At 70.1% G+C, this 11,698-nt stretch carries 9 protein-coding genes; 2 read left to right on the top strand and 7 right to left on the bottom strand.

Going from position 1 to position 11,698, the window contains the following annotated elements; all coding sequences use genetic code 11:
- Positions 1-228: 228 nt before the first annotated feature.
- From Sco07f_RS39425 to Sco07f_RS39440, 4 genes are all read right to left on the bottom strand, one after another.
- Positions 229-1,200, bottom strand: a complete 972-nt coding sequence (locus Sco07f_RS39425; protein WP_108990790.1) for a TniB family NTP-binding protein — start codon at positions 1,198-1,200, stop codon at positions 229-231.
- Between the two features lie 86 nt (positions 1,201-1,286).
- On the bottom strand, positions 1,287-3,392 hold the full coding sequence (locus Sco07f_RS39430) for a TnsB C-terminal domain-containing protein (protein WP_108990783.1): 2,106 nt from the start codon (positions 3,390-3,392) through the stop codon (positions 1,287-1,289).
- Entirely contained in the window at positions 3,389-4,192 is an 804-nt protein-coding gene (locus tag Sco07f_RS39435; RefSeq protein ID WP_108990784.1) for a TnsA-like heteromeric transposase endonuclease subunit, read from the bottom strand. The genes Sco07f_RS39430 and Sco07f_RS39435 overlap by 4 nt, the downstream gene beginning before the upstream one ends.
- Positions 4,193-4,299: 107 nt before the next feature.
- Positions 4,300-5,604, bottom strand: a complete 1,305-nt coding sequence (locus Sco07f_RS39440) for a DNA-binding protein (RefSeq protein ID WP_174855487.1) — start codon at positions 5,602-5,604, stop codon at positions 4,300-4,302.
- A gap of 231 nt (positions 5,605-5,835) precedes the next feature.
- Between Sco07f_RS39440 and Sco07f_RS39990 the strand changes: the two genes are divergently transcribed.
- The gene (locus Sco07f_RS39990) at positions 5,836-5,985 is read left to right on the top strand and encodes a hypothetical protein (RefSeq protein WP_159107069.1); all 150 of its coding nucleotides are present in this window, start codon (positions 5,836-5,838) and stop codon (positions 5,983-5,985) included.
- A 1,112-nt stretch (positions 5,986-7,097) separates the two neighbouring features.
- On the opposite strand, the gene Sco07f_RS39450 is transcribed toward Sco07f_RS39990, so the two are convergent.
- Genes Sco07f_RS39450 through Sco07f_RS41320 form a run of 3 tightly spaced genes read right to left on the bottom strand, consistent with a single transcriptional unit; the run spans position 7,098 to position 11,048 of the window.
- Positions 7,098-9,755 (bottom strand): DEAD/DEAH box helicase, encoded by a 2,658-nt coding sequence (locus tag Sco07f_RS39450; protein ID WP_108990787.1) that lies wholly within the window; start codon positions 9,753-9,755, stop codon positions 7,098-7,100.
- Entirely contained in the window at positions 9,752-10,303 is a 552-nt protein-coding gene (locus Sco07f_RS40335) for a hypothetical protein (protein WP_174855488.1), read from the bottom strand. The genes Sco07f_RS39450 and Sco07f_RS40335 overlap by 4 nt, the downstream gene beginning before the upstream one ends.
- Positions 10,293-11,048, bottom strand: coding sequence for an ankyrin repeat domain-containing protein (locus tag Sco07f_RS41320; protein WP_369695819.1), 756 nt, complete (start codon positions 11,046-11,048; stop codon positions 10,293-10,295). Before Sco07f_RS41320 ends, Sco07f_RS40335 begins: the two co-directional genes overlap by 11 nt.
- A gap of 161 nt (positions 11,049-11,209) precedes the next feature.
- Here Sco07f_RS41320 and Sco07f_RS39470 point away from each other — a divergent pair, with 161 nt between their 5' ends.
- Positions 11,210-11,503, top strand: a complete 294-nt coding sequence (locus Sco07f_RS39470; RefSeq protein ID WP_108990789.1) for a hypothetical protein — start codon at positions 11,210-11,212, stop codon at positions 11,501-11,503.
- Positions 11,504-11,698: the final 195 nt, after the last annotated feature.

Here is an 11,698-nt window from a genome sequence, read left to right on the forward strand (position 1 = left end):
TAACGCTCGGAGGGGGGTTTGTTGGTGTATCGCGGGCTTGCTGGCCTGGTGTGTTGTGGGTTTGTTGAGAGTGGCCGGGTGCACGGTTCCAGTGGGCAGTTGGGGGTGTGAGCTGGGGTTGTGTCGGGTGTGCTGAGTGGGACCGGGCTCGTTGTGGGTTTCGCCAGCGCGTAAAGGCTCGGTTGGTGTTTGTGCTGGTCAGGGCTGTTTTGCCTGGTGGGTGGGGGGTTAGCGGCCTCGTGTGCGGGGACGGTGGTGGGTTTCGGCGAGGTAGTCGAGCTGTACCGCGTCGAGGGTTGTTTTGGTGATGCGTTCGGTGCCGTCGTGGATGGCGGTGATGGCGGCTTGGCGGATGAGTCGGGTGAGGGATCCGATGCGGCCGGCGGTGCGCTGGTGGAGGTAGGGGGCGTGCCGGGGGAGGGTGCCGGGCTTGTGGTGGTGGAGATCGAGGGCATTCTCGATGTCGGTGATGACGTCGCGGAAGGGGTGGCGGGTGCCGTGGCGGGTGGGGAGGGGGCCGCAGGTGATGAGGGTGGCGCGGCCGGCGAGCTGGGCGCCTCGTGTCCCGCTGAACAGGGGTGTGTCGGTGACGTTGATGCCGGCGTAGACGAACGTGGCGGCCAGGCGTTCGGTGAGGTCTTTCAACAGGTCGGCGGCCTGGGCGCCGGTGGTGGTGCGGGGGTTGAGGCGGTGGATCTCGTCGATGAGGACGAGTTGGACGCCGGCTTGGGTGTAGGTGTGGCAGACGGCGTCGGTGATCTGGGTCTGGTTCATGCGGGTGGTGACGGGGATGCCGAGGTAGCGGGCGAATTCGGTGATGAGGGTTTTCGCGGTGGCACCGGGCGGGACGAGGACGTACGCCACGGGGGCTGCGGCGTGCGCTGATCCGGGCGGTGTGGGGTTTTTGCGGGTGTGGGCGAGGTGGCAGGTGCGGCCGACGTTCAGCAGGGCGGTGGTCTTCCCGGCCGCGGCGGGTCCGGTGACGATGAGGGAGGGCCGTGCGGTGGTCTGCTGGTGGCGGCCGAGGATCATCAGGGTGCGGACCTGGGTGGCGAGCTGGCCGATGGCGGGGGTGCGGATGGTGACGAACGCGGAGTGGTAGGCGAGGCGTTCGTCGCGGCTGCGGGGCGGATCGCCGGGGCGGGGCGGGGAGACGGGATCGGTGGTGGCGAAGCGCTGCCAGCCCTGCCAGGTGGTCAGGGGCCAGGACGGCTCGACCGTACCGTCGCTGTCTGCGTCGGCGGGTGCACTGCTCGGGCTCTGCGCTGCTGGGCGGGGGTGGGTGTTCACCACTTGTCGGCTTCCTCGTGTGCGTCGTAGAGCCCGAATCCGGCGGCCGCGGCGGGACAGGTGTTGTCGTCGGGGAAGTCGTCGAGGTCGTCGATGCTGTCGTCGCCGTCGTGCTGCGCGGACTCGTCGGTGGCAGGGACGGTGCGGTATTGCGGGGGCCGTGCGGCGGGAACCGGCAGCGTGGTGGCGCGGGCGAGGAGGGCTTGTTCGGTGGGGGTGGCGTGGCCGCTGTGGACGCGGCGCATGAGCTGGTCGAGGGCGTCGGCCAGGCCGGCCTCATGCTGCTGGCTGTCGTCGTGGTTGTTGTGGTGGGCGTGGGTGCGGATGTGCTGCCAGGTGTGGTCGTTGAACGGCTGGTGGACGTGGTCGCGGTGGATCCAGGGGATTTCGGTGAGCTCGCCGTCGGGCAGGCGGATCCAGATTTGGCGGACGTCGTGGGGGTTGTAGTGGATCTCCCATTTCCCGCCCCGGCCAGCGACCGGGGAGGCCTGGCCGCGGTAGGGGGCGAGGAGATCGTGGTCGTAGGTGCGGTGGTTGATGGTGATGCCGGCGGGGGTGATGGCCTGCCAGCGCACGGGGATCAGTTCGAGGTAGTCGCGGCCGGTGAGCGGGACGGGGACGTGTCCGGCGACGGCGACGAGTGCGGCCCACATCTGGTTCGGGGTGAGTGCTTTGCGGGGCATCAGAAGGTGGCGCAAGCCTTCGTGAGGGCGGTGGTGGTAGTGCACCAGCCACTCATCGAGCAGGTCCTGCAGTTGGGCGACGCTGTAGCAGGCGTCTTTCTCGGTGTCGGGGCCGCGACGGGTGACGTCGGAGCCGGTGTAGCCGGGCAGGTGCTGGCAGAACAGGGTGTTGATGGTGCCGAAGGTCCGCTCCACGATGCCTTTGGCGGTGGGGGCGTGGGGCGGGGCGGGCTGGACGCTGATGCCGAGGTGTTCGCAGGCGGCAGTGAACGCGGCGGAGACGAAGACTTTGCCGCGATCGACGACGATCGTCTCGGGCAGGGCGACGGGCCGGGCCGCCGCGCCGGCCAGCCGCTCGTCGAGTGCGGCCAGCCGCTGGTGGGGGAGCGCGGGGGCGTGGTCCATACGCAGGACGTCCGGCCACGTCGGCCGGGCGGGGTGGGGGACGGCCATCTCCGCCAACAGCAGGGCCGCGTCGACGGCCTTGGTCGCGCTGGGGCACAGCACGGCGGCGAGGATGGCGCGGGTGGCAACGTCGACGGCGATGGTGAGTTCGGGCCGGGCCAGGCGGCCGTCGTCGAAGAGGGCGAGGACGTCCAGGCGGGTGGTGTCGACCTGGACCTGTTCGCCGGGCCGCAGGGCCGTAGCGGGGGTGAAGGCCCGCCCGTCGACGCTCGCGGGCACCTGCCTCACAGGTCCGGAGGGCAGTTCGCCGGGCCGGGCGAGGTTGGTGACGAGCCGGTACAGCGTGGCCTGGGACGGTGCGGGCACCGTGCCTGGGCCGTGCCGGTCCTGGAGGATCTGGTTGATCAGGGGGAACAGGCCGTTGATGGTGCCCTTGGAGCGGCCGCGGCGGCGGCGCAGCGCTTCGCGGACGGCGGCGACGACCCGCTCGTCGGCCCGCCCGGTGGGGCTGGAGGCGCGGGTGGTGCGGTGGTCGAGCAGCCCCCACAGGCCTTGTTTGCGGTAGGCCAGGCGCATGCGCTGCACCGTGGTGCGCGAGACCCGGCCGAAGCCGAGCGTGGTCAGCTCCTCGGCCTTGGCCTGCTCCCGCTCGGCCAGCGTGTGCCGTTCGGGGTCGTACTGCTGCCGTACCATCCCTTCGCTGCCAGGCCCGCCAGGCAGGCCGCATTCGGCTTCCCGCACGTGCCGTTGCCAGGCCAGCGCCTTTTCGCGCGCCGCGGCGGGAGCGGTCTCGAACAGGCCCCACTGCGGTGCCGCCTGAGGCGCATCGGCCCCGACGATGGCGAAACCGGGGTCGGCGAACAGATGCCCAGCGAGCACGACCTCACCACCGCCGTCCGGGCCGAGGAGGTGGATGTCCTGTCCCGAAAGTGCGACCACCTGCCACTTCACGTCACGGAAGCGGACGTGAGCACCGACCTTCACGGCCGGCCTGGCATTGCGCCGCGCGCTCACCCGGCACCTCCCTTCTTGCCCGGGTCGCTCCAGCCCTGCGGGCCGACGAGGATGCGTTCGTGCAGCGGCGTGTTCAGACCGGCGGTCAACCGGACGTGCCACAGAGCGTGGAAGACGCAGGGAAGGACTTCGATCGGGTCGCCGACCGCTTCGGTGCCCTCGATCAGCGGACGCGGCCGCGTGAACGCCTCCACGACCGCCGCCATCAGCCCCGGGCGGCCGGCGTTGCGAGGATGGCGGTATCCGGCCAGCCATTTGAGATTGGCGGCCAGGACGTCGTCGAGCGGTGGGATGCGTCGGTAGGTCCAGCCGACGTCCGCGCATGCCTGCGCCACCGCCTCGGCGGCCTTCACCGCGCGTTCGCCGCCTGCGTCAGGGTGGCCGGGGCAGTCGGCGAGCAGCGCGGTGCCGTCGGCACGGCGGGCGAAGAGCTGCGGCACCCAGGACTGCGTCCGCGCGCGCGGATCACGCCACAGCAGCCGCACCGGCCGCCCCGCCAGCCCTGTCACCTCCGGGTCGCGGTCCAGGACCATCAGCTGGACACGCATCGCGTTCGATCCGGCGGTCACGTGCCGTCCGGTGGTCGCCGACCACCAAAGTCCCGGCCCCCAGCGCCGCCCCGGGACCACCGGGAACGCCGACACCGGCGGCAAGTCCTCGAACGCCACGGTCATGGCGGCATCCGCCCACCGCTGCTGCACCGTCTGCCCCACCGGATCGAGGAACACCGCCTCGAACCCGCCCGAGCGGCCTACGGCCGCCCGCCCTGCCCGGCTCCGGGCTGCTCCTGTGCTGGTCACCCGCGTCAGCCAAGCCGCTCCCGGCCGCCCGGACGGCCGTTTTCAGTGTTCCTGCCACGAACGAGTGCCGTATCAGCTAACAACCGACTCGCCCCGGCGCATCGCGCTCAGCTGTCCTCTTCCTGCCTGTCCGCCGTCAGCATTTGGCTGAGCACCTCAACGGGCATGTCCACCCACCGGGCTACCTCTTCCAGGGGCACGCCGCCGTTCACCGCCGCCAGAGCGGTCCGCTTCCAGGCGTTCTCGATCAGGCCGGCGCTGTGGCCGAGACCGCGCAGCAACCGCCGGGCGACGTCGGCGGTCGGCCCGCTGTGCACCCCGCGCAGCTGCAGCAACTGCTCCTGGACGCTGTCGAGCGTGCTGGTGATCAGCCTGCGCTGCTCGGCGGACACCGCAGCCCGCCACATCGTCCCCGACCCGGGCGCCTTCTTGTCCTTGCCCATCACCCGCAGCTGCCCGGACATGGTCGCTGCCCGGTGCTCCTGTCGCAGCCACCACGGGTCGTTGTCGTACCCGGGCGGCCCGCCGGCGCCGCGGCGAAGACGGATGACGCTGCCCATCCACCCGATGAGTGGCCCGCCGTGGTCTGTCGCGGCCAGCGGCCCCAGCCAACTCCGCCCCAGCCGCTCACCGAGACTGCGGCAGAACATCCCATCGGCGGGCAGCGCCCGCGGCCGCCCGGCACCGCTGTCGGCCCACACCAGCTCGGCCATGGCCGGATCCAGCAGCGCGTCGGCCACCGCCACCACCTCCGGGAAGACGACCGCGTCCCGCCCCACGATCCGCCACCACTCCAGATCACCACCTGCATCCCCGCCCGCGACCTGGTGCAGGCGCCACGGCCAAATCTTCTCCCGCTCCCAGCCGTAAGCCTGCTCCCACCACCGGGCCACCACCGCCTGCGCCAGCGCGAACACCCGCTCCGGCTCTATTCCGGCCCGCACCGCCCGCCGCACCACCCGGGTCCACCGCCGCTGCGCCGCCACCACCTCCGGCAGACCCCGCAGATCAAGGTGCTCCAGCGGCTGATTGGCGTCCGCGTCCAGCAGCCACCGCCCATGCCGCACGCACACCCGCTCCCACCGCGGCGTGTACCGCACCACCCGCACGGACGCCCCCGTACGCCGGACCGCGCACAGGCGGCAGCCGAACGCCACTGGACCGGCCACCGCGCCACCGGTACGCCACAGTCCCACCGGATCGCCGGCCCCGGCGCGGAGCTTGGCGTCCTCCTTTCCCCAGGACGGCAACGCCCGCGCCAGCACCTCCTCCTCGACGCCGCCCATGCCGACCACGAGCTGGCGCCCGGCCGCGTTCAGCAGCACCTCGGCGTCAGCCCGCGCGCCGCCGCCCTCGTGCCCAGGCGGGTAGTTGCGCCACCTCCAGCACGCCCGCAGCACCTTTGCTTCCATTCCGTAGCGGCTGGCGATGCGGCATATCAGCGACGAGGTTGTCTCCCTCTGCAGGGGAGCGGTCCGCAGGAGGCCGGGGTTACGGAGCACTCCACCACGGTCTCGTGTCTACCGCCCTAGGCGGGCGTTTTCGCAACGACTGTGCAGCGGATCAAGCAAACCGGATCCGCACGGTGCTGCAGAGAGCCGCCCTCCGGGAGCGCACGCCGGTACTGGCCGCCCGCGAACTGCGTGGTCTGGAGTACAGCGCGCGCCGGCCTGGTCCTCGCCGACCAGCAGACGCCCGGCCTCACCACCTACTGCCCGTTCATGCGGATGCGGCGGACCGTCCCGGGATGCGAGGACGACCTCCGGCGGGACGTCACCCTTCTGCCCGCGTGAGTGGCTGGAGGCCCACCCCGCGCCCCAGTTGCAGCCGGTCCAGCAGCGTGACCCGGGCTCAAAATGCGATGTGTCGTGTCAGTGAGAGCGTCAGTCACGGTTGAGCGGGATGACTGTGTTCTTGCAGGTCGTCAGCCCAGGGTCGCGGCGTGCCACTGACACGACGGTGGTACTTCGCGGCGGTCTTGGTACTCAACTGACCGCCCGGCGTCAGCCCTCGTCAACAGGTGGCAACTCAGGATGACTTGACGGGGCGGCTCTGGTCCCCGATAGTGGTGTCCGTCCCCAGCGTGCCTGCAGGGGTTCAAGGAACTGCACCACCAGTGTGTCCGCAGGAGTTAACGCTACTGCGCCACGAGTCTGTCCGCAGACAACGAGCTCTCGTCTTTTTCATCTGACGGGGGCTTTTTTTATGCCCGCATCCATGAGTAGGCCCTGGTTTCCCGCCGGGGCCTTTTTCGTTTCCGCAGTCCTCAGAGTCCAAGGGGTGCAGCACCAGCTGCTCGCCCGTCGTCCTGTCCCGAGGGGGAATCTATGTCTACGACCGTTCCGCAGGTGCCCGTTCCCGCGCCCGTTCCGCCTGCTGTGCCGGCGGCGCCTTCTACCGCTACGTGGGTGGTGGCTGTCCTTGCCGTGCTCGGCGCGGTGGCTTTCATGGGGCTGTGCGGGGGTGTTGCCGTTATCGCCTGGCTGCGGCCCGGCGCTGCGACCCCTATCACAGTGATGGCGACCGTTATGGGGGCCATGGGCACCTTGGTCACTCCGTTCATCACGATGGCCTTGATGAGCCGTCGGCGGTGAGCATCAGCCCGCAGCCGCGGTGGCCAGGTCGACACCAGCACCCGGTTCCGCGGTCCTGGTCGTACGTCACCGGCATGACGTACGACCAGGAGCACAGCGCCATCTGTCATGCCTGCGGCACACACGGGGGAACCGGACCCGGTATGGCGTCGGGATCCGAGACGACGAGGGGGAGGGGGCGATTTCTCGGTTTCGGCTCAACAGGGTCACACGACCCCTTCCAGGGTGCGGGCCGTCGGCCCTTCTCGACTACGGCACGGACTGTCCACTGCGGCTCACGAGTGAACGCGTGTACGAGGTCGACCGTCCGCTCATGCCCACTCCACTCCCAGCTTCCGCAGGGCGTCCAGTTGCTCGGCGGTGAGCCTGTCGCGTCTGGCGCGGGTGTTCGATAGCCATACGCCAAGCCGCACCGGCGTCGGCGCCGCCTCGCCTTCCGTCGCGATCTCCACGACCGCGCCGCGCGGGACCGTCCGTTGGCCTTCCCGTTCGATCCACTGCGCCAGGGCGGCCAGCCCACGATGGAACGCCTGTTGGGCCTTGCTCCCCTTCGCCGCGCCCCTGGCTGCGGAGGCGGGAGGCGGCGTCTGGGCGGGCTTCACACTGATCCCCAACAGCCGCTTCTGCTGTTCGGTCGACAGGAGTCTCCAGCCTCGGCGTTGTCGCTGGAGCCAGCGCCCGATGTCGTCGCCGTCGATCGTCACGCCGGGTGCGATGTCGGGCAGTACGCCGGCGGGTTCGTCGGCGGCGAGGTCAGCGAGGTGGCGGTAGTGCCGCTGCCAGTCCAACGGCCACGGGCAGTTCCAATCCTCATCGACTGCGGCCAGCTGCTGTCCGCGCTCCGCTGCTCGCTTCGGGTTCTTGCCGAGGCCGCCTGTTCGGCGGAGGTTGGCGATGTGCTGCCCGATGGGGACGGGCCCGCCGCCGGCCGGATCATCCCAGACGGCATCTTGGCGGGGCGCGAGGTGTCCGGTGGCGCGCCGGTAGGCCCGGAACACCGCGAGCTTGGCCTCCCAGGCTTCCTCGCCCGGCTCCCACACCATCCCGGCCTCGGGAGCGTCGAGGAGCTTCTTGCGGCGCGGTTCGAGTTCCCCGGTCCGTAGTGCTTTCCGCTGCTGGTGGACCCACCTCCCCAGTGGAAAAGCCTTCGTGGCCCCCACTTCGGTCTCTACGTCATAAGGAACGACGTAGAGGCCGGTGATCGCGTGTTCCTTCCGCCAGCGGACGAGGGCTTGGTAGCCTTCCAACCAGACCAGGGATTCGGGCCGGTAGACGCGGGTGCGCAGGAACGCTGCGATGGTCGCCGGGTCGCGTGGGGTGGAGAAGTGCAGCAGCGCCGACTCGACCGCACCGTCGTCGCCGGCCTGCCCGTCAGATCCCTCCCCGTCGGCCGCGATGATCCGGCCGTCGGCGTCGCGCTGAATGTGGATCTTGCGCTTGCCGCTGGTGAGGGCGCGGGAGGCGAGCTGCTCGACGAGTCGTTCCGAGTGCGAGCGCAGACCTTGGAGGACGGCTACAAGCGGGCGGAACGAGGTGCTGGCGACCATGTCCGTGGGGTCTTCGCCGGGCTCGAGGAAGACGGGCACGATGATCCGCGCGACCTTCGTGGAGCCGTCGCGGTTGAGCCGGAGGGCCCGGCCGATGTTCTGCACGATCTCGACCTGGGAGCCGCGGGTGTCGGCGAAGCAGACGGCCTCGACTCCTCGCTCGCCGGTGATGTCGACTCCTTCGCCGAGGACGCGGCAGCTGGCGAGGAACGCCCTGTGCACGCGTCGTCCGGTCGCGTCAATGCCGTTGGCGAACTGGCGAAGGGCTTCGCGGCGTTCGGTGACGAGGTGGTCGCCGCACAGCCACGCCGACCACACCCGCTCCGGCGGCACGTGCCGTCCGGCCTCCAGCTCGTACCGCTCCGCGCCGATCGACGAGACGGGCAGCTTCTCCGCGGCCGCCAGGTCCGCGTCCGAGGCATCTCGCGCGTACAGCTCGGCGGCCGTCTGCGGCAGCTTCTCCGCGAACGTCGCGGCCTCTTCGACCTTCTGGTGGAACGTCATGACCGTACGCAGGTTGTACGCCGCCGCGTGCTCCAGCAGCGCGGTCTGCAGCAGGGCCAGGCGCCGGCCCCGCCGCGCCTCGTCTGACTCCCCGGCGATGGGGGAGGGGTCGTGGATCTCGAGGACATCGATCTCGAATCCGGCGAGGATGCCCCGCTCAATCGCCTCCGAGAGCCCCAGCTCAGCGCCGGGAAGCCACGCCCCGAAGGTGCCGTCCGGATCGTCGGCCATGCTCGCGAGCTCCACCTCCATCCCGCCCGCGCCCTTCTGCGGGCGGGGCGAGGCGAGGATCCGCGGGGTGGCGGTGAGGTAGAGCCGGAAGTCCGCCGGGATGCGGGCGTTGTCGTGAATCGCCGCCCACGGCCGACCAAGATCACCCGCGGTTGAGTGGGCTTCGTCCACAATGGCGAGGTCGAACGGGGCCATCTGCTGACCGTAGAGCCGCTCCCCGCCCGCCAGGGCGGCTTCCAGCGGCCCGCGAACCGTCCGCTGGCCCGTTGGATCCTCCGGGTCCTCACGGTCCACCAGGGAGGCGTAGGTGGCGAACACGACCACAGGCCCGGTTCGGGCCCACAGCGCGAGCTGGATCGCATTCGTGGTGGTGCGCACCCCCAGCGCGCCCAGCACCGGGTCGTTCTCCAGCGAGCACACCGCCACCATAGGCGCCCGATGCCCGACCGCACGCCACGCCTGGGCGGTCTGCGCGAGCAGGTCGAGGGTCGGCACGGTCACCAGGATCCGCCCGCTAGGGAAGCACTCCAGCGCGCTCGCGGCAGCCGTGATCGTCTTACCGGATCCGGTCGCGGACACCAGCGTGCCTCGCGCCCCCTCAGCAGGCACAGATGATCTTGCAAAGAATTTGACCCATTCCCGGATTGCGGTTTTCTGGGTCACCTGATGTTCCCGGAGGTTGATCACAGCATTCGATCCCTTCTTTTTCCGGGTGAAATCAGGTTTCTCCACCACGAGGTCACGGAAGTACCGGCCCCGCCAGAGCCAGAGCCAGAGCCAGAGCCAGAGCCAGAGCCAGAGCCAGAGCCAGAGCCAGAGCCAGAGCCAGAGGCGGGGAGCGGGTACCTGTCGATGCCGCCGCGGGCGGGCAGCTCGTCCTCGAAGTCGCAGGCGGCTACGGCCTTGAAGCCCCCGCGCCACAGGGCTTCGAGCACGGCTGTGACGGCCTGCACCACCTCCTCGGCCGGCGTTCCCGCGGGGGCCTCGCACTCCAGCACGGTCGGCCATTGAAGGAAGTCGAAGGGATGTGCGCGCTGGCCTGTGGCGTAGCCGTTGGGCTCGCCTTCCACGCGCACGGGCCCGACCACCAGTTCCGCGCCGTCGTCCTCGACGAGGCCGAGCAAGTCTCGAAGCCGGCCTACGACCCGCGGAGCGGCCTCCGCGTCCACGTAGATCGAGGCATCACAGTAAGCGGAGTCCGGATCGAGGGGCGAAGGCCCGCGGTCATTCGTCACGCGCACTCCCTGGAGTCTCTGCCGGGGTGAGGGCGAGGAAGCGCTGGAGGAGCCGTTTGATCGGCTCGTGGTGGTAGTACTCGGCGATCTGCAGGGGAGTCTCTCCGTCGATGGCCGGCAGGCGTGGATCGGCACCGTAGGCGAGCAGGATCGCGGTGGAGGCCGTATTCAGGGGGTAGTCCGTCTGTACGTGAGCGTCGCCTTCCAGGCCGGTCGCGTGAGTCAGCAGCGTGTCCCCGAAGCACACCTCGTCCGGATCCCCCCCGGAGTCCAGGAGGATGGAGAGGGTCTCGTAATCACTCATCTCCACGGCCCTGTGCGCGGGCGTCCACGACTCCACCTCGACGGAAGCCCCGCGACCACTTCCACGCCCACTCCCTGAAGCTTCCGCCGGTGCGAGGAAGCGCTTGAGGAGCCGCGTGGCCGGCTCGTGGTCGTAGTCCTCGGCGCACTGCAGCGGAGTTTCCCCGCTGGCAGACGGCAGGCGCGGGTCGGCTCCATACGCCAGCACGATTGCCGTACCGGCCGTGTGCAGGGGATGGGCCGACTGCAGGTGACTGTCACCTTCTGTGTCGATCGCGTGAGTCAGCAGCGTGAGCCCGAAACATACCTCGTCCGGATCGGCCCCAGCGTCCAGGAGCCTGGCGAGAGTCTCATACTCACTCATCTCTACGGCCTCGTGCGCCGGCGTCCACGGCTCCACTTTGGGAAAAGAGCTCGACCTCAGCGCATCGGAATCCATCATGTTTCCCTCTCCGCCGGCCTTGCCAGGACGTTGCGGACACCTGCCTACTGGGGTGTTCCTGCTTTACGCCAATGCTACATGCTGCATCAAATTGAGATGCAGTCTTGCGAAACCCTCGACCGATCCCGGTGGGTATCGCGCATCGGGGTACACGGTGCCGCATGGCACCGAAGACCGAACGCATCCAGTTCCTGCGGGCCGGGCAACTGCGCCGTATCCGTTCCTTCTACGCTGCGGCCATCCTCCTGTGGGCAGGGTCCGCGGCCTGGTCCGGCTGGCATGCCCCGGGGAGCCGGCAGATGTGGGTGTCCGTCCTCCTCCTGGTCGTCTTCACCGTCCTGCTCGTCACGGCGAGCCTCGCCCTGCGGCGTCTCGCCGTTCCTGCCACGGGCCGGCCCGTACACCACGCTGCCCCGCACAGGCTGCCGAGCACCCGCCGTCACGCCCCTGCCTGAGGGCCCATCACTCTTCCCACGAGTCAATCCGGGCCCGGACTCCGCCCGCAGGGGGCGGAGTCCACGGTCTGCTGACAATCCACTGCCGGAGCACCCCCACCTCTGTAGATGCCCGGGCCGAAGGCCCGTTGACGGGCCCGCGCAGCGGGTCCGTCCTGTGGCGCGCAGCGCCACCAGGTGGCTGGAGCGCAGCGG

Source organism: Streptomyces coelicoflavus (assembly GCF_003112555.1).
Lineage (GTDB): Bacteria > Actinomycetota > Actinomycetes > Streptomycetales > Streptomycetaceae > Streptomyces > Streptomyces coelicoflavus.

Coding starts and splice junctions, on each gene's coding strand:
- Sco07f_RS39440 (WP_174855487.1), bottom strand. CDS start 5,604: ATGGAAGCAAAGGTGCTGCGGGCGTGCTGGAGGTGGCGCAACTACCCG.
- Sco07f_RS41320 (WP_369695819.1), bottom strand. CDS start 11,048: ATGATGGATTCCGATGCGCTGAGGTCGAGCTCTTTTCCCAAAGTGGAG.
- Sco07f_RS39470 (WP_108990789.1), top strand. CDS start 11,210: ATGGCACCGAAGACCGAACGCATCCAGTTCCTGCGGGCCGGGCAACTG.